Here is a 17,410-nt window from a genome sequence, read left to right as displayed (position 1 = left end):
GGCCCACGCGGTCACCCGCCCACGCGTCAAGCCGCGGAACCGCCCCCGTAGCCGTTCAACGCTTGGGGCTCCGGGTCGCCTTCGGCGACCTGCGCCCCATACCCGAGCAGCTCGCGACCAATCTCCTCGCAGATGCCGGCCGTCTCCGAGACCACGTACGTCGCGAGGTCGTGGATCGGCAAAATCGTCTCGGCGGTCTGCGATGCGAGCCACGCGTCGAGCGCGCGGAGGCGGGCGAGGGAGCGCTCGCCAGGCAGGTCGTTCGCGCCGGCCGGGCGGATCGAGAGGAGCCGCATGTGCGCTTCGGCGACGGCGTGCTGGACGGATCGCGGGAAGAGAGGTTCGAGGATCAGGAACGCAGCGACCGCGGGGCCCGTCACGCGGCCCTGGTGCCGCTTCATGAAAGGCTCCTTGCCGGAGCACGAGCGCAGGATGGAGAGCCAGACGCCCGTCTCGACGACTTCAAGGCGCGTTTCGCCTTTGCTGAGCGCGTGGTGGTGCACGTCGACGATGCGGGCCGAGTGGCCGGCGCGTTCGAGGAGGAGGCCGAGCAAGAGGAAGTCGAGCGGGTCGTCGTGGAGCATCGTGCTCTGGAGGAGGCCCCGGCAGAGCTCGATGGCGCGGCGGATGGTGCGGTAGAAGGCGTAGCGGTTCGTCGTGTACTCGTCGCGCGCGGCGGGGCTCTGCGACCAGAGGTAGAGCTCGTTCAGCGTCTCCCAGACTTCGAGGCTCACGACCTCGCGGATCGAGCGGGCGTTGTCGCGGGCCGCTGCGATCGAGCGGACGAGCGAGACGTCGTTCGTCTCGTCCCAGGTCATGTAGCTCTGGACGATCTCGGCGTCGCCCGCCGCGGCCTCGCCGTGCTTGGCGAAGAAGGCTTCGCGCTCGCCGGAGACGATGACGACAGGTAGCCAGCACTGGCGAGGGCCGAGCTCGGCGTCGAGCGAGAGGTGGAGCGTGACGTGGAGGACACGCGCGGTGCAGTCGACACGTTCGAGGTAACGACCGAGCCAAAAGCAGTGGTCGGCGACGCGGGCGATCATGGATCGTTTCTCCCCGAAGTATTTGCTTTGAGCACCCACGTATCCTTGGAGCCGCCGCCTTGACTGGAATTGACGACGTACGAGCCCGGCACGAGCGCGACCCGCGAGAGGCCACCCGGTAAGACCCACGGGCCCGCGGGCGAGGTGAGGACGTAGGGGCGAAGGTCGACGCGGCGAGGGACGAGCGCGCCCGCAGCGCCGTCCCAGGTGGGACACGTGCTCAGTTCGAGGCGCTCCTGCGCGACGAAGCGGCGCGGCTCAGCCTCGATGCGGCGGCGGAAGGAGTCACGCTCGGCAGCCGAGGCGGTGGGGCCCATGAGCATGCCGTAGCCGCCAGCCTCGTCGACCGATTTGACCACCAACCGATCGAGGTGGTCTTTGACGTACCGGAGATCCTCGTCGCGGGCGCAAACGAAGGTGTGTACCTGAGCGAGGATCGGCTCCTCGGCGAGGTAGAAGCGGATCATCTGGGGCACGAACGCGTAGACGGCCTTGTCGTCGGCGACGCCATTGCCGAGGGCGTTCGCGAGCGCGACGTTGCCCTTCGCATAAGCGCGGACGAGGCCGCGGACGCCGAGGAGGCTGTCGGGGCGGAAGGCCTCGGGATCGAGGAAGGCGTCGTCGATGCGGCGGTAGATGACGTGGACACGGCGAGGTCCACGCGTGGTGCGAAGGAAGACGCGGTCGTCGTCGACGTAGAGGTCCGCAGGCTCGACGAGCTCGAGGCCCATCGTGCGGGCGAGGAAGCTGTGCTCGAAGTACGCGGAGTTGTAGTGGCCAGGCGTGAGCACGACGGCATACGTGTCGTCGTGCGGAGCAGGCGAGACCGAGCGCAACACCTCGGAGAGGCGCGCAGGGTAATGCTCGACCGGATGCACGCGGGCCTCTTCGAAGACCTTCGGCAAGACGCGCTTCGAGACGATGCGATTTTCGAGGACATACGAGACGCCGGAAGGCGTGCGAAGGTTGTCTTCGAGGACGCGGAAGACGCCGTCCGGGCCACGCACGAGGTCGATGCCCGCGACATGGATGCGCACGCCGCCCAGGGGACGCAGGCCCCGCAGCATGGGCAGGTGATGCTTGGCGCCAAGGACGAGCTCGCGGAGGAGCGGGTCTTCCGCGAGGATGCGCTGCTCGCCGTAAACGTCGTCGAGGAACATGCCGAGCGCACGCACACGCTGCTCGAGTCCACGCTCGACGTGGGAAAAGTCCTCGGCAGAGACGAGGCGCGGGACCAAACAAAAAGGAAAAATCTTCTCCGTGCCGCGCGAGTCCGCATAGACGGAGAAGGTCACGCCCTGGTTGAGGAGGGCACGCTCGGCGAGGGCCTGCCAGCGCGTGATCGCATCAGGCGAGGCAGAGGCGAGGGGTGCGAGCGCACGTCGAAAGGGGAGGCGCAGGTGCCCGCCCAGGTCGAGGAGCTCGTCATATGTGCCGGGCGCGCTCGGATACCCGGAGAAGAGGCTCGACGGAAGCGGTTCTTCAGCCACTTCCTCCAGTCTATCCAGGAAGAACGCAGCGCGTAAAGAGCGCGTCAGAGGAGGAATGGGATGCGCGGAGCAGAGCAGAGCGGAGCGGAGCGGGGCGTTGCCCCGCACCCCAGGAGGGGGCTGTCCGCCCCCTCCACCCCGGACCAGGCACGGCCTGGACCGAGGGCGGAGAAACTGCGCGATGCGCAGTTTCTCCGACGGGCCCGTGGCAAGACCACGAGCGGCGTTGCCAGTCGTAGCCGTCTCGGTTGGCAGCGTCGTTCGCTGGTCTTGAACCGGCCTGTTCGATGAACTGCGCGATGCGCAGTTCATCGACCCCGGGTCCAGCGCTTGCGCTGGTCCGGGTCCAGGGGTGGACAACCCCTGGTCGGGGTCCGGGGTGAAACCCCGGCGCGACGCTCAAAGAATCGTGCAGGCCTCGTCGAACGTGAAGCGAGGGCTGCGCGGGAAGAGTTTCGTGGCGTCGCCGTAGCCGAGGTTCACGAGGAAGTTCGAGACGAAGCGGCCGTCGGGGAAGAACTCGCGGTCGAGTTTGTCGTTGTCGAAGCCGGACATCGGGCCGCAGTCGAGGCCGAGCGCACGCGCGGCCAGCATGAGGTAGGCGCCCTGCAGTGTGCCGTTGCGGAACATGGTCTTCTCGGCGAGGGCCTCGTTGCCGACGAACCAGGCGCGCGCGTCGGTGTGCGGGAAGAGCTTGGGCAGCTCGTCGTAGAAGCGGCGATCGTTGGCGATGATCGCCGTGACTGGCGCAGAGCGCGTCTTCTCCTGGTTGCCCGCGGAGACCACGGCGAGCAGGCGCGCCTTTGCCTCGGGGCTCTTCACGAAGACGACCCGCATCGGCGAGCAGTTCGCGCTCGTGGGAGGCATCTTCGCGAGGTCGTAGATCTCGCGCAGCACGTCGTCCTCGACCGGACGCTCGAGCCACACGTTGTGGGTGCGCCCGTTGCGGAAGAGTTGGTCGAGCGCTTCGTCGTCGAGCCGATTCGCCATGCGATCCGTCACCTCTCTGTAGAGCTCTTCATTGCGTCAGAAAGAACACGACGGCACCCACCGTGATCCCCACGAGGACCGCGATCGGGACGAGCAGCCAGAAGCTCGTGCCGCCCTTTTTCTTCTTGCGCGACGCCGTGCGTGATTTGTCTGCGGCGAGCGCGGCCGCGGCTTTGCGCGCCTTGTCGTCGGACGATGCGGTCGCGACGGCTGGCGGCTTCGGCGACGTGGCCTTCTTCAGGGCTGGCGGGGGCTCGCGGCCTGTGGCGAGCGTGTCCGTGACTGATGGCGCCGCGGGGATGGTCGGTGAGGAGCCGAGGACGGGCTCGGCGTCGGCTGGGACGCGGATGATGACGCCGTCCTTCGAGGCCTTTCCGCCCTCGGGATCGGTGTCGTGCTCGGCGTCGACCGGAGCGGCCGCGGGCTTGAGCCCCTTGCGCTTGATCGTGAGCTCCTCGGAGGGGAGCGTCGACTGCTCGGGGATCGTGGCGTGCGCGAAGCGGACGGACTCGACTGGGACCTCGGCGATGCCGCGGCGTGATGGAGGAGGCGGCGCGTCGTCGCGCGAGGTGCCGCCGAGGCGATGCGGCGTGGTGCGGAGCTCGGGCAGCACCTTTTCGAGGGCGGCCTTGAGCTCGGCGGCGCTCTGCTGCCGCTGCGCGGGCCATTTTTCGAGCGCGGTCAGGATGATCGCCTCGAGCCCTTTGTGCATGAAGGGCGCGGCGTGGCTCGGCCGCGGCGGCGGCTGGCGGATGTGCTTGAGGGCGATGTCGATGATGGAGTCGCCGCTGAAGGGGATCTGGCCGGTGACGAGCTGGTAGAGGAGCACGCCGCACGCGTAGATGTCGCTGCGCGGATCCACGGCCTCGCCGCGGCATTGCTCGGGCGACATGTACTCGGGCGTGCCGACGATGACGCCGACCGTGGTGATCGCGGAGCTCGGCGCGGCGCTGACTGGCGGCGCATCGCCTCCTTCGGCCCCTTCCTTCTGCGGCTGCTCTTTGTCGAGGATCTTGGCGATGCCGAAGTCGAGGACCTTGATGCGCTCGCGCCCGGCCGTGTCGGGCTGGCCGAGGATCATGATGTTCTCGGGCTTGAGGTCGCGGTGCACGACGCCCTGCTCGTGCGCGGCCGTGAGCACGTCGCAGACCTCCATCAAGATGCGCGCGGCCCTCGCCTCGGACAGGCGCCGCTCGACCGAGAGGATCTCGAAGAGATCCCGGCCCTGGAGCAGCTCCATCGCGATGTAGGCGACGTTCCCGTCGACGCCGTAGTCGATGATCTGGACGGTGTTCTTGTGGTTGAGGCGCGAGGCGGCCTTGGCCTCACGGCGGAAGCGCTTGGCGAAGGTGGTGTCGCGCGCGAGCTCCGGGTGCATGACCTTGACCGCGACCTCGCGCGGGTCGGCATCCTGCACGCCGCGGTACACGGTCGCCATCGCTCCCTCCCCGAGGAACGACGTGATCCGGAACCGACCTGCCAGGGTGCTTCCGATGAGGGCCGCGGCGGTGCTCATACGAACGGGAACATCCGGCAGCCTAACGCGATAAGATGCTTCATATGGTGAAAATGTGCCGCTTGGCTTCGTCGCGCGGGTCCGCTCGGGCCATCCTCGCCGTCATCCTGCCCGCGCTCGCGCTCGCCCCGTGGACCGTCGGCTGCTCGACGGTCGAGTACGCCGACAGCGTGAGCCAAGCAAACCCGCTGGACGCCGTGGAGAGTGATCTCGTCGGTCGGCTGAACGACAGGCGTACGATGGCAGGCGTGCCCGTGCTGAAAGTCTGCGCGACGCTGAACCAGTCGGCGTCGGCGCACAGCGACGACATGCGGGACAAGGGTTACCTCAAAGACGTCGGGCCGGACGGATCCACGACGGTGACGCGCGCTTGCGAGGCCGGGTTTTCTGCCGCGTGCGATGGGACCCTGGGGATGGCCGAGCTCCTGGCGAAGGGAAACGCGAGCGCCGCGCCGACGCTGGAGCAGTGGGCCGCGGATACAGGGACGCAACCGGTGCTCGTGGACCCGGGGTTCGTGACGCTCGGCGTGGGTCGGTCGATGGGCGGGGAAACGGCAATCTGGACGCTCGATCTCGCAGCCGCGGACGATCCGAGCTGCGGCGACGCAGCGCCGTAGCACGCGGGCTCAGCTCTTCAGATCGAGCGCGGCTTCGAGGATGGGCCGCGCGCCCTGGATCGCCGCGCGATGCGAGTAGAACGCGAGGCCGCGGCGTCCGCCGAGCTCCTCGCCACCGCCCGCGCGCCCAGGGCCGCCGTGTACGCTCTGCGGGAGGACCGTGCCCGGGCCGGGCGTCTGATCGGCGATCTTCTCGCTGCCGAAGTAGAGGCGGCCATGGTACGGCGACAAACCGAAGATCATGTCGGTGACGAAGGCGCGATCGTCGCTGTAGACCGAGCCGACGAGCATGCCGCCGCCGCGGCGGACGAGGTCCGTCGCGCGGGCAGAGGATCCGTCGTACGGGACGATCGTGGCGCAGGGGCCGAAGACCTCGTGCTGGTGGACGTCACGCGCGGCATCGGGATCCTTGCAGTGCAGGAGCGTGGGCGGCACGAAGTAGCCCTTGCCGTCCTGCGCGCCGACGCGCTCGAACGCACCGTCGCCGAGGACGATCGAGGCCTCCGCGGAGAGCTTCTGGATGCCGGCGCGAATGTCGCGGAGCTGCGCGGCCGTCGCGAGCGGGCCGACGGTGACGCCCTCGAGCGCAGGGTCGCCGACCTTGATGTCGCGGAGCAGGCTCACGAGCTCGTCCTTGATCTCACCCTCGATCGCCCGAGGGACGAGGATGCGGCGGATGGCGGTGCACTTCTGCCCGGCCTTCTGCGTGATGTCGCGGGTGACCTCGCGCAGGAACATGCGGTACGTGTCGGAGCCCGAGGTGACGTCGGGCCCGAGGACGGCCGTGTTGAGGCTGTCGGCCTCGATGTTGAGGCGCACCGAGCCGTGCACGACGGCCGGCATGGCGCGGAGGCGCGCGCCGGTGTCGGCAGAGCCGGTGAAGGCGAGGACGTCCTGGCCGCCGAGGTGATCGAGCATGTCGCCGGGCGCGCCCGCGATGAAGGAGAAGGCGCCCGCGGGGAGGATGTTCGCCTCGACGAACAGGCGAGCGATCCGATACGCGAGCAAGGCCGTGCTCGTCGCAGGCTTGGAGACGACGGGCATGCCGGCGAGCAGAGCACACGCGGCCTTCTCGGCGAGGCCCCAGGCGGGGAAGTTGAAGGCGTTGATGTGGACCGCGACGCCCGCGCGAGGGACGAGGACGTGGTAGCCGAAGAAGCGCGGGCTCCGGCCGAGCTTCTCGCCCTCGCCGTCGACGAGGAAACGCGCGTCGCCGAGCTGCTTGCCGAGCTCGGCGTAATACGCGAGCGTGCCGGAGGCGCCGTCGATGTCGAACTTCGCGTCGCTGCGGGTGTTGCCGCCGTTCTGGATGGCGACTTCGATCAGGGCGTCGCGATTCGCGTGGATGGCGCGCGACAAAGCGAGGAGCAGCTCGCCGCGCTGCGCGAACGAGAGGGCGCGGAGCGCAGGGCCGCCGACGTCGCGGGCGTGGGCGAGGGCGCCGGCGAAGTCGATGCCCTCCGTGCTGGCCTCCGCGATGGGCTCCTCGGTCGTCGGATTGACGAGCACGGACGCCTTGCCAGAGCCGTGAACCCAGGCACCTGATACGTAGCTAGCGAGTCTCTCCATGGGTTCGGGCTCTATACCGCGGACACGCGCCTCGCGGAACCCGAGAGCGAGGTGTCGCCCTTCTTCGCGCGCCGCGTCACGCGAGCACGTCCCCCCACGCAAAGGAGCGTGCGCGGCGACGAGGAGCGATTCGAAGCGGCGGTCTCGGGCAAACAGCTCGCTCAGCCGTCGCAGACGGCCGCCGCGAGCAGCGCGGCGATCCTCGCGCGGACGAGCTCGAGCTCCCGCACCGCGAGATCGAGCTCGGCCTGACGGAGGCGCTGCGCCGAGTCGACAAGCTCGAAGCTCGTGGCCGTGCCGGCCTCGTACGCGATCTGCGTGAGCCGCGCCGTCTCGCGCGCCAGATCCCGGGCCTTCTCCGAGATGACGAGCGCCTGCTCCGCGACCTCGACACCCCGCATCGTCTGCTGCGTGTCGAGCCGCGCCTGCCGCTCGGCCGCCTCGAGCCGCGCCTCCTGCTGCTGGACGGTCGCGCGCGCCGTTCGGACCTCGCCGTAGCGGCTGCCCTCGTAGATGGGGATCGTGAGGACCGCGCCGATGGTCCACGTGTAGTTCTTGAGGTTGCCTTGCCCGAGGTTCATGGCCGTGAGCGTCGTGGTCGCCTCGGCTGTGGGCAGGAAGCCGAGCCGCGTCTCCCGGGCCTGGCGCTTGGCCACCTCGAGCTGCTGGCGCGCCGCGACGACGTCGGGCCGATCCTCGGGTTTGCCCGCGGAGCACGTGCTCTCGATGCTGTGCTTCATGTCGTCGAGCGAGATCGAGGGCGGCACGCCGTACGCCATGTTCTCGCCGAGCGCGAGGCCGAGCGCCTCCCGCGCGCGGCGCAACGACTCGTCGCTCTGCACGATCTGCGTGCGCGCGAGGTTCGTGTCCTGCTCGGCGCGGACGACGTCGAGCTGCGTGCCCGTGCCGAGCCGCGCCCTTCGCTTCGTGAGCTCGAGGCGCTCCAGCGAGGTGCGCAGGCCGCTGCGATTGATCTCGCTCGTGCGCTCCGTCGTGACGACGTTGACGATCGCCGTCGCCAGGTTCGCGAGGAGCTGCCGCCGCCGATCCGAGACGCTGGCGCGCGCCACGTCGACGTTCTTTTGCGCCGTCCCGATCGCGTACCAGTTGCGCAGCGACAGGATCGGCACGCGCGCCGTGACGTCGGCGCGAAGCACGGGCGTATACGGCAGCGGGATGTACTGCGCCGGCGTGTTGTCGATGACGCAGGTGCCTTGCGTCCTCGCGTCGTTGGTCGGGAGCGCCGGGCCGACGGGGCAGAAGAGGTACCTGCCGTCCGACAGGATCATGTTGTGGTTGACCGAGCCCGTGGCCGTGACCGTGGGGAGCGCGCGCCCGAGGGCCTGCGTGCTGAGCCCCTCCGCGCGCGCGACCTCCGCCTCCGCGATGCGCAGATCGGGCGCGCGCGTCTCGACGATCGTGACCGCCTCGCGCCACGTCGCGAGCGTCTTCGGCGGAGCGGGGACCGGCGCGAGGAGCGGATCCTCCACGGCGATCGTCGGCGGCGCCGCCGCAGGCGCTTGCGGCGCGGCCGGGGCCGGCGCGGGCTGCGCGGGCTGCGCGGGCTGCGCGGCGAGCGGCGCGGAGACGAGCAACGCGAAGGAGAGGAGCGGCGTGGCGAGCGAGGCTCGGACCCAGCGAGGACGGAGCATGCCGCTTTCGATGTACCACCCCGCGGGCGACGACAAGAAGGAAGCGGATCGAAAGCAGCAGTTAGTCGCGGGCAGAAGGCCGCTGGCGCGCCCGCTGCTTCTTCGGTTTGCCGCGCCGCTCACGGCCGGAGGCCTCCACGCTCTCCGGCGCGCCCGCGTCGAGCCAGCGCCAGAGCGCCATCTGATCGGCCGTGGCCCCGCGCCGGATGGCGCGCTTGAGCACACGCTTGGCGAGAACGAGCTTGCCGGAGCGCGCGAGGGCGTGCGCGTAACTCGCGGCGATGTCCGCCTCTGTGGGCTGCGCCTCGCTGGCCTTCGCGAGCAAGGGGAGCGCGTCGTGCGGGCGACCCAGAGCCACGTCGTAGAGGTGGCCGAGGTTGTGCGCGTACCAGGGGTTGTTCGGCGAGAGCGCGAGGGCCCGCTCGTAGGCGCGCGCCGCATACCGGAAGTTTCGCAGGAGCGACTGCGCGAGGCCCATGACGGCCCACGCGCCGTCATCCCGGCCGTCGTGCGCGAGGACCTTGCGCGCGAAGAGCGCCGCGCGCCAAGGGTCGTGCTCGACGCCGAGCTCGGCGAGCTGCCGATGCGCCGCGACCCAAGGCTCGCTGCCCGGCTCGGCGATGCGGGTGATACGCGCGAGCAGAGGCAGAATGTCTTCGACGCCGAGGCCCGCGGCGATCGCGCCGTCGACCTCTCGCCGGAGCCTCCCGACCTCGTCCTCCCATCCGCGCCGCGCCATATCCAAGGGGATACGACCTTCGCGCGCGCGCCGCCAGCGGGGTATTTGGAGAGCAGGACGCCGGAGGTGATCCGGCGTCCCGATCGTCGAACAAAGGCGGAGATCGCCGCGAATTTGGCTCAGGGCTCGACGACGCCCGCAGCGTCCGCGTCGATTTCCCCACCCGCGCCGCCACGCTCCCGCGCCGGCTCGGCCATCACGGTGCGACCGGCAAGCGTCGCGCCCGACAAGCCGGTCACGGCACGCGAAAGCTCGGTGCGCCGGACGCTGACGAACGCGTTGCGCTCGCGGACGCGGATCCGCTTGACATCGGCCTTGTCGAGGCCGATCTGGTCGAGCAGGAGCGACTGGAGGTCGGCCGCGCGGACGCCGTCGCGGCGGCCCACGCTGACGAAGACCTCGGCGTAGTCCCCGGACGAACCCTCCTGCGGGCGCCCCGGATCCGTATCGTCCGGACCCACCTCACGCGTGACCTCGCGCGCGACTTCGCGCGGACCCGAGAGCGCAGCTTCGCCGAGGATCGGCTCGTCGTCGCCCTCCTCCTCCGGCGGCTGCCAGCTCGTGAAGTCGGCGTGACGAACCGGCGCAGCCGCGCGCGCCTTCGGCGGCGGCAAGGGATCGGCCGCGCTGACGGGCGTCGGCGCGACCTCGTCCGCTCCGCGCGCGCGGCTCGGCCTCGGCATCTCGGGCCGACCCTCGCGACGACCCCGCGGACGACGACCCGACTCCCGCGGCTCGCGCTCCTCGCCGGCGGCGCGCTCCTCGCGCTCCTCCCGACGCGGTCGCTCTTCGCGATCCTCGCGGCGAGCGCGTTCTTCACTGGCTGCGCGCGGCTCACGCTCCTCGCGACGCGGCTTCTCCTCACGCGCCTCGCGCTCCTCGCGGCGCGGCCTCTCTTCGCGCGGCTCGCGCGCGGGCTTCGCCTCGGCCTTCGCCGGGGCAGGGGCCGCCTCGACGCGCTTCGGCGTGGGACCGGCGCGCCGCGCAGCCGCCGCTTCGTCCTTCGCTGTCGGCCGTGCGCCGAGGTGATCACGGAGCAGCCCCGCGAGGATCCGCTCGCTCGCGTCATGCGAAAGGATGCGCCGCGCGAGGGAGAGATCGTCCGGGTGCGTACCTTTCGGAGCGAACGCCTCGGCGAGCATGTTCACGAGGTCCGCCTCGGCGCGCGTCTTGAGCTCGCCCTCGGTCGGGATCTGCCGCTCGATCGGACGGATCTTGTACGTGAGGCGGACGAGGTAGAGGCCGCCGATGTCCTGCGGCGCGATGAGCGAGATCGCGGTGCCCGTACGGCCCGCGCGCCCGGTGCGACCCGTGCGGTGGACGTACGCCTCGGCGTCCTGCGGGAAGTCGTAGTTGATGACGTGCGTGAGCAGCGAGATGTCGATCCCGCGCGCCGCCACGTCCGTCGCCACGAGGAACCGGAGCCGGCCCTCGCGCGTCGCGCTCATGACCTTCTCGCGATCGGACTGCGGCAGGTCGCCGTTGAGCCAGTCCGCATCGAAGCCCTGGCGCTGCAGTGCGTTCGCCACGCGCTCGGTCTCGTCGCGCGTGTTGCAGAAGATGACCGCGCTCTCCGGGTTCTCGACCTCGATCACGCGGATGAGCGCGCCGAGCTTGTCACCCGCGACCATGTACACGAAGTGATCGATGGAGAGCGCGCCGATGTGATCACCCGAGAGCGTGACGAACTCGGGGTTCTTGAGCTTGCTCTTCGCCATCCGCTCGATGTCGGGCGGCAAGGTGGCCGAGAAGAGGAGCGTCTGGCGGTTCTCGGGCAAACGCTCGAGGATCGCGCTGAGCTCGCGCTCGAAGCCCATCGAGAGCATCTCGTCGCACTCGTCCAGGACGAGCAGGCGGATGGTCTTCGGATCGAGCGTGCCGCGGCGCAGGTGATCGAGCACGCGGCCGGGCGTGCCCACGATGACCTGCGCGCCCGCGGCGATCGCGTCGATCTGCCGCGGCATCGGCGCGCCGCCGTACACGGGCACGACGCGCACGCCCTTGCGCTTGCCGAGCCGCTCGATCTCGGCCGTCACCTGCAGCGCGAGCTCACGCGTGGGGCAGAGCGCCAGGACCTGCACGTGCGCGGCCGAGCGCTTGACGATGTGATCGACGATCGGCAGCCCGAACGCCGCCGTCTTGCCGGTGCCGGTGCGCGCTTGCACCACGGCATCGCGCCCGCGCGTCGCGGGCTCCCACACGGCGACCTGCACCGGCGTGGGGTTCACATAGCCGATCTCTGCCAGCGTCTCGCGCAGCTCGGTCGAGAGGGGCAAGACATCGAAGGTGGGCGCGGTCGCGGCTGCCTGGCCGGCCGCTGTGGGATCACTCGTGCGAGCCTCGGAGGCGTTCGCGCCCTGGGAGGTGGGATTCTGGTCTGTCATTCGTCGCCGCTCTGGAGTTCAGGGGCCTTTGGGGGGAGCGCTGGCTTTCGCGAGATCGGTGTTCACGATCTCCTGCACCTGGCGCCGCAGCGGGGCCAGGTCCGAAGCCTCCCGCCGCGCTGCATGTTCCTCCGCATAGCGGAGCCGCTCGATGGCGTCGAGAGCGCCCTCGTCCTTCGCCGACCCCTTGCAGGTGGTCGCGACGCCGTCGAAGTACCGCCACTCGGGCTCGAGCGCCGCCCGGAAGCGCGCGATCGCCCCGTCTTCGCCGTCCGTACCGGGTGCAGCCGCCCGCGCCCGATCGACGGCCTCGACGAGGGCCCGGAGCCCTTGATGGCAACCGCCGTACGGGGAAGGGGGGTGCTCCGTGAAGAACACCTGGACGGAGATCTGGATGGTACCCGCGAGGCAAGTGGCGCCGATGATGCCGTAATAAATCGCCCCCGCGACCGTTCGGCCGCGCCTTCGGGCGGATACGGGCCTCGCAGGCCTCTCGGGGTCGGGTTCCATTGGCGAACGGTCCCCGCCCGTCAGTTGAGCTCGCTCTCCGGGCGTTCGGCCTGCTCGGCCTCGAGGAACGTCGCGGTGATCTCGCGTTCGAGCGCCAAGCTGATCTCCCGCTCGATGCCCTCGACGCTGCCCGCGAGCCGGGCGACGTTGATCGCATACACGAAGATCCGCGCACAAGGAGCGTCGTTGCGCCCGCCGCGCGAGAGATCATCGGACATGAGCCCATCGAGCAGGACGAGCGCCCGCGGATCGACGCCCTCGGCGACGAGCTCCATGCCGGGGACGTCGGAGACGTACACGTCGGCGCCGTCGACATACCGGCGCAGGACGGGATTCAACCCGGCGATCGCCTTCTGCGCGAGCCCCGCAAACGCCTCACGACCGGGCGCCCACGGAGGCAGCCCCATCTCGATGTCGAGCTCGCGTGCATGCAAAAAAGCCTGCGTCGCGCCGCGCATGTCGCCCCGCTCATCGCGAACGAGCCCGAGGTAGTAGTACGCCTCGACGTGCCGCGGATCCTTCATCGCCGCCTCTTCCACGAGCCGCGCGGCCCGCTCCGTCTGCCCGATCTCGTAGAGCGCGCGCCCGACGAGGAACGTGTGATTCGGGTTGTCGTAAGGCCCGTTCGGAATCCGCTCGACGACCCGCGCCGCCTCGTCCGTGTCCCCCTTCGCGAGCAGGGCATCGAACTTGAGAAGGAGCGCATCGATGATCTCCTCGTCGACCTCGGCGAGATCGAGCGCCTGGTCGCACATCTCGATCGCCTGGTCGTACTCGCCGAGCGGGTGGATGTAGACCTCGGCGGCGTTGAGCATCGCCTCGAGGTACGTGTCGTCGAGAGCGATGGCCTGCCGGTAATTCTCGATCGCCTCCTCGCCGTCCCCTTCGAGGGCCGCGACGTAACCGAGGAGGTTGTGAGCCTCGGGGGAGTTGGGATCGAGCTCCAGCGCTCGGCGCGCCGAAGCCTCGGCGCCGCGGGTATCCCCACGCTGAACGAGATCCCACCCGCGATCGAGGTGGGCCGAGAACTGGTCCATGACGGCCTCAACAACTGTTCGACACTCCGCCCCAAGTCAAGTTGTTAAGGAGGGAGTGGGCTCGATGGCCCACTCCCTACGGCCCTCACTCCGCTTCGCTTCGTTCGGGCCTACCCGGCGTCAGGGCTGCTGGCTCGACAGATACGTCCAGGTAGACCAGAGAGGGCTAGGTGTCCGGTTTTTCTGGGTTATTCGTGGACGACCACGAGCGTGCCGCGGTTCTCCGGCGTGGACCAGACCGCGTGCCAGCCACGGGGGAGGCGAGGCTCGGCCCAGAAGAAGATCTTCTTCGCGTCGAGCGGGGAGAGGTTCACGCACCCGTGGCTCATCTCGCGGCCGAAGTTCGAGTGCCAGAACGCGCCGTGCAGCGCGTACGAACCCTCGAAGTACGCGACGTACGGGACGTCCTCGATGCTGTACGGCAAGTCGCCCGCGACCGTGCCGTCGCCGTCCATGGTCACCGCGATGTGCTTCTCGCGGATCCGGAACGTGCCCTTGATCGTCGAGTGATCCTTCGCCTTGTTCGACGACTTCCGCCCCGGCGACACGAGCGCCGCATACACGGGCTTGTCACCCTCGATCGCGACGATCGTCTTCCGCGTGAGGTTCACGTCGATCCACTTCTCGCCCGGCGCGAGATCCGCCGGCGGAGGGCCAGGCTCGGTGTACGTGGCGTCGACGCCCTTCATCCACCAGCCCTCGGTGGTCTGCCGGTAGACGACCGACTTCACCGTCGCCGTCACGCCCGTGAGCCCGACCGCCGTGAACCGAGGCGCCGGCCCCTTCACCTTCACGTTCTTGTGCTCGTCGTCGATCTCGAACTTCGACGACTTCGTCGCGAGGATGAAGCCGACCTGCTTGGCGCCCTCGGGCACGTCGATGCCCTGCGAGGTCGGCGGCTTGACGATGTACATACGGTCGCTCGGCGCGACGAGGCCCGCCGTGGTCTTGTACCAGAGCCGCCCGTTCCACCCGAACGTCTTGTCCACCGCGACGAAGAAGCCCTTCACCATGCGCTTCGCGACGGTGCCGTCGGCGTCCGACTCGAGCTCCTTCAGCGTGACGTTGACGGGCTTGCCCGGCTCGAGCTGTTGCCACCAGGGCTTCGGCGGCTCCTCGACCGCAGGCCCCGCGTCGAGCATCGCCGCGACCTCCGCCGAAGGCATCGGCGACGGCGCGCTCGGGGCGCCTTCCTGGCTCGCCGCCGGGGCCGCCGTGTCGCCCGCCGCAGACGCGCTCGGCGAGGGCGTCGCCGCAGCCGACGCCGTCTGATCCTTCGCCGCCTCGTCCTTCGCGCTCTCGGCCTCCTCTTCGGCCTTCTTCTTCTTGCGCGCCTTCTTCGCCATCTCGAGGTACGGCTCGTACTTGATCATGTCCTCCTTCGAGGGGACCGATCGGTAGAGCGGCGTGCCGTGCGCGGTGTTGTAGGCGTAGCGGTACGGCAGCACCTCCTCGAGGTTCGGCGCGGTGATGCCCATGCGCACCTGAGGATTGTTCAGATCGGTGGTCGCGTACTTGCCGCAGACGTAGCCGCCGTCGACCAGGCGATACCAGCCCTGCTGGCACGAGGCGTTCTTCGTCGGGTTCGGATCGACCGGGACCTTGCCGCCGAGCCGGATGTAGCCGAGCCGCTTCTTGCTCGACTCCATCGTCGGATACACCGGCGTCTGCACCGCCAGCGCTCCGAGCAGCGGGCCGGTGTACGGCTTCTCGGCCTCGGCGACCTCGGCGCTCGCGTCCGCGGCCGCGTCGGCGCCCGCATCTCGGGAGTCCGCCGGCGTCGCCGTCGCGACTCGCGCAGAGCCTTTCGGGGCCGGGGGCGTCGTCGGGGGAGGGGCGGGGAGCTGGCTCGTCCGCGCCGGCTTGTCGACGGACGCGCCGGGCGGCGCATCCCCATGACAACCGCTCGCCCACGCGACCGCGCCCGCGAGGCCCGCGGCCACCGCAAAGCCGAGGGCACTCGCCGCGAGCGTGGAGGGCGCCTTCCCCTCGGGAGGAGGAGGCGGCGCAGGCTCGCGACCCGCCGGCACGCGGGAGTTCATCGCCACGCGGGGCCGATCTTGTTCACGCCGAGGCCGATCCACTGGAGAGCTTCCCATCGCCGAAAAATGCGCCTCGTCTTCTCGACCAGACGGGCTCGGGGGTCTTCGTACCCGTTCCTGCATCGTCGATCCAGTTCTCTGCAAAAGGGATGAGAAAGCCGCCTGAAAGGAACGTGCCAAGGAGCGCTCGGCCCGATGACGCCAGACGAGGCGCTGCTACCGTAGGGGCCGTGGAGCAGCGGACGCGGCCCCGTGGCCGGACAGACACGAACGAGCCGGCCACGCCTCTGGGGCGAATCCGCGCGGCCGCTCCACGCGCCTTCGTGGTGACCCTGACGATCGCGCTCCTCCTGCACGTGCCGCTGCTGCCGACGCGTCTGTTCGCTTGGCTCTCGCTCCTGTTCGGCGAAGAGATGTCGATGGTCGACATGGAGGGCGAGGTCGTGATCCCCATCGATCTCGATCTCGTGCCCGGAGAAACCGCAGCGCCCGCGCCCGCGCCGGAGCCCGAGCCCGCCGCCGCGGAGGCCGATCCCGCCGCCGAACCCATCAAGAAAGTCGAGCCGAAGCCCAAGAAGAAGGCAGAGCCGGCCGACGCAGGCCCGGATGCCGAGGCGCCGGACGCAGGTTCGGATGCAGAAGCCGAAGACGCAGGCGTGAGCGACGCAGGGCCGGAGGACGCAGGCGTCCCCGATGCAGCACCTCTCGTCACGGATGGCGGCACGGAGGTGCCCGACGCGGGCGCGCCGATCGCAGAGCTGCCCGACGCAGGCGCCGACGCGGAGGCGGTCGCGAAAGCGGAGCCGGATGCAGGCCCGGATGCAGCCGCCCCGGTGCCCGTCGCGGAGTTGCCCGACGCAGGCGCGGATGCCGGAGGCCCGAAGCTCAAGGATCCACTCGCGGCCGCGGGTTCGCCCGCGGAGATCGCTTCGAAAAACCCGAACGTCCAGGTGCTCATCGCCGGCGACCGGATCCGCAAGCACGAGCTCGGAACCTGGTTCAGCCGGATCCTCGTGGGAATCCCGCAGTGGCAGTCCTTCTTCAAGGACACGCCGATCGATCCCATCCGCGACCTCGATCACCTGCTCATCGCCGGCCCGCAGTTCCGCGACTCGCGCAAGGTCGTCGCGGTGATGGACTTCAACGTGCCCGAGCCGAAGATCCGCGCCGCGATCGAGACGATCGTCAAGCGCAGCGATCCGCCCGGTCGCTGGCTCGAAGACGCGCCCGTGCCCGCCGCGATCGCCAAGGCCGACAAGGGCGAGCGCATCTTCGCGCTCGTCCCGGGCAAACGGATCCTCGTGGTGCTGCCCGCCGACGCGAAGGGCGAGCTCGCCAAGGTGAAGTCGACGAAGGGCTTCAACAAATCGAGCGGCGTGGGGATCGCGCTCTCGATCGTCACGCCGCACCGGGCCTTCAAGGGCCTGCCCTTCGAGATCCCCGACACGTTCAAGTGGATGCGGCTCTCCGTGACGCCCACCGACGACGGCGGCGCAGACGTGCTCCTCGAGGCGCAGGACAAGGACGCAGCCCTGGCCCAGAAGCACGCCGGGGAGCTCGGGCCGATCGTCGAGGGGTTCCGGAAGGTCGAGATTCCCTTCCTCGGCAGGTTCGAGGTCCTCGGGCCGACGCCGTTCGTCGCCGAGGGGGACCTGGTCCGCGCGACCACGCACGTGACGAACAAGCAGCTCAAATACATCATGAGCGCGGTCGAGCAGCAGCTCGCGAAACAAGCGAAAGCCGCGGAAGAGGCCGGGAAAAAGGCGCCCTGACGCACGCTCGCCCCACGGCCGCGCCTTCGAAAGAGCCCGGAAGACTAGC

At 69.8% G+C, this 17,410-nt stretch carries 13 protein-coding genes; 2 read left to right on the top strand and 11 right to left on the bottom strand.

Annotated elements, in window-relative coordinates; translation table 11 throughout:
- Positions 1-26: 26 nt before the first annotated feature.
- The 4 genes from QHF84_RS20615 to QHF84_RS20600 form a co-directional block, all read right to left on the bottom strand.
- Positions 27-1,043, bottom strand: a complete 1,017-nt coding sequence (locus QHF84_RS20615) for an alpha-E domain-containing protein (RefSeq protein WP_281315052.1) — start codon at positions 1,041-1,043, stop codon at positions 27-29.
- Positions 1,040-2,533, bottom strand: a complete 1,494-nt coding sequence (locus tag QHF84_RS20610; protein WP_281315051.1) for a circularly permuted type 2 ATP-grasp protein — start codon at positions 2,531-2,533, stop codon at positions 1,040-1,042. Before QHF84_RS20610 ends, QHF84_RS20615 begins: the two co-directional genes overlap by 4 nt.
- 399 nt (positions 2,534-2,932) lie before the next feature.
- Positions 2,933-3,523 (bottom strand): malonic semialdehyde reductase, encoded by a 591-nt coding sequence (locus QHF84_RS20605; RefSeq protein ID WP_281315050.1) that lies wholly within the window; start codon positions 3,521-3,523, stop codon positions 2,933-2,935.
- A gap of 28 nt (positions 3,524-3,551) precedes the next feature.
- A complete protein-coding gene (locus QHF84_RS20600; protein WP_281315049.1) occupies positions 3,552-5,039 on the bottom strand; it encodes a protein kinase in 1,488 nt (495 codons plus the stop codon).
- Between the two features lie 62 nt (positions 5,040-5,101).
- Between QHF84_RS20600 and QHF84_RS20595 the strand changes: the two genes are divergently transcribed.
- Positions 5,102-5,656 carry a CAP domain-containing protein gene (locus QHF84_RS20595; protein ID WP_281315048.1) on the top strand — a complete coding sequence of 185 codons (555 nt, stop codon included), beginning with the start codon at positions 5,102-5,104 and terminating at the stop codon, positions 5,654-5,656.
- A 9-nt stretch (positions 5,657-5,665) separates the two neighbouring features.
- Here QHF84_RS20595 and QHF84_RS20590 read toward each other — a convergent pair whose 3' ends face one another.
- The 7 genes from QHF84_RS20590 to QHF84_RS20560 all read right to left on the bottom strand — a co-directional run bounded on the left by QHF84_RS20590 (position 5,666) and on the right by QHF84_RS20560 (position 15,589).
- Positions 5,666-7,225, bottom strand: coding sequence for a 3,4-dehydroadipyl-CoA semialdehyde dehydrogenase (locus QHF84_RS20590; protein WP_281315047.1), 1,560 nt, complete (start codon positions 7,223-7,225; stop codon positions 5,666-5,668).
- 161 nt (positions 7,226-7,386) lie between these two features.
- The gene (locus QHF84_RS20585; protein ID WP_281315046.1) at positions 7,387-8,877 is read right to left on the bottom strand and encodes a TolC family protein; all 1,491 of its coding nucleotides are present in this window, start codon (positions 8,875-8,877) and stop codon (positions 7,387-7,389) included.
- A 61-nt stretch (positions 8,878-8,938) separates the two neighbouring features.
- Positions 8,939-9,616 (bottom strand): tetratricopeptide repeat protein, encoded by a 678-nt coding sequence (locus QHF84_RS20580; protein WP_281315045.1) that lies wholly within the window; start codon positions 9,614-9,616, stop codon positions 8,939-8,941.
- Positions 9,617-9,735: 119 nt separating this feature from the next.
- Positions 9,736-12,000 carry a DEAD/DEAH box helicase gene (locus QHF84_RS20575; protein WP_281315044.1) on the bottom strand — a complete coding sequence of 755 codons (2,265 nt, stop codon included), beginning with the start codon at positions 11,998-12,000 and terminating at the stop codon, positions 9,736-9,738.
- Between the two features lie 18 nt (positions 12,001-12,018).
- Entirely contained in the window at positions 12,019-12,510 is a 492-nt protein-coding gene (locus QHF84_RS20570) for a hypothetical protein (RefSeq protein WP_281315043.1), read from the bottom strand.
- A gap of 20 nt (positions 12,511-12,530) precedes the next feature.
- Complete coding sequence (locus tag QHF84_RS20565; RefSeq protein ID WP_281315042.1) at positions 12,531-13,547, bottom strand: tetratricopeptide repeat protein; 1,017 nt, start codon at positions 13,545-13,547, stop codon at positions 12,531-12,533.
- A 188-nt stretch (positions 13,548-13,735) separates the two neighbouring features.
- Positions 13,736-15,589: a L,D-transpeptidase gene (locus QHF84_RS20560; protein WP_281315233.1), complete on the bottom strand. Its 1,854-nt coding sequence runs from the start codon at positions 15,587-15,589 to the stop codon at positions 13,736-13,738.
- 230 nt (positions 15,590-15,819) lie between these two features.
- Here QHF84_RS20560 and QHF84_RS20555 point away from each other — a divergent pair, with 230 nt between their 5' ends.
- Positions 15,820-17,361, top strand: coding sequence for a hypothetical protein (locus QHF84_RS20555; RefSeq protein ID WP_281315041.1), 1,542 nt, complete (start codon positions 15,820-15,822; stop codon positions 17,359-17,361).
- Positions 17,362-17,410: the final 49 nt, after the last annotated feature.

The organism is Polyangium sp. y55x31, assembly GCF_029946505.1.
Lineage (GTDB): Bacteria > Myxococcota_A > Polyangia > Polyangiales > Polyangiaceae > Polyangium.
Note: the sequence above shows the minus strand (reverse complement) of the source record. Positions and strands in the feature narration are given on the sequence as shown.

Coding starts and splice junctions, on each gene's coding strand:
- QHF84_RS20615 (WP_281315052.1), bottom strand. CDS start 1,043: ATGATCGCCCGCGTCGCCGACCACTGCTTTTGGCTCGGTCGTTACCTC.
- QHF84_RS20605 (WP_281315050.1), bottom strand. CDS start 3,523: ATGGCGAATCGGCTCGACGACGAAGCGCTCGACCAACTCTTCCGCAAC.
- QHF84_RS20600 (WP_281315049.1), bottom strand. CDS start 5,039: ATGAGCACCGCCGCGGCCCTCATCGGAAGCACCCTGGCAGGTCGGTTC.
- QHF84_RS20590 (WP_281315047.1), bottom strand. CDS start 7,225: ATGGAGAGACTCGCTAGCTACGTATCAGGTGCCTGGGTTCACGGCTCT.
- QHF84_RS20585 (WP_281315046.1), bottom strand. CDS start 8,877: ATGCTCCGTCCTCGCTGGGTCCGAGCCTCGCTCGCCACGCCGCTCCTC.
- QHF84_RS20580 (WP_281315045.1), bottom strand. CDS start 9,616: ATGGCGCGGCGCGGATGGGAGGACGAGGTCGGGAGGCTCCGGCGAGAG.
- QHF84_RS20575 (WP_281315044.1), bottom strand. CDS start 12,000: ATGACAGACCAGAATCCCACCTCCCAGGGCGCGAACGCCTCCGAGGCT.
- QHF84_RS20570 (WP_281315043.1), bottom strand. CDS start 12,510: ATGGAACCCGACCCCGAGAGGCCTGCGAGGCCCGTATCCGCCCGAAGG.
- QHF84_RS20565 (WP_281315042.1), bottom strand. CDS start 13,547: ATGGACCAGTTCTCGGCCCACCTCGATCGCGGGTGGGATCTCGTTCAG.
- QHF84_RS20560 (WP_281315233.1), bottom strand. CDS start 15,589: ATGAACTCCCGCGTGCCGGCGGGTCGCGAGCCTGCGCCGCCTCCTCCT.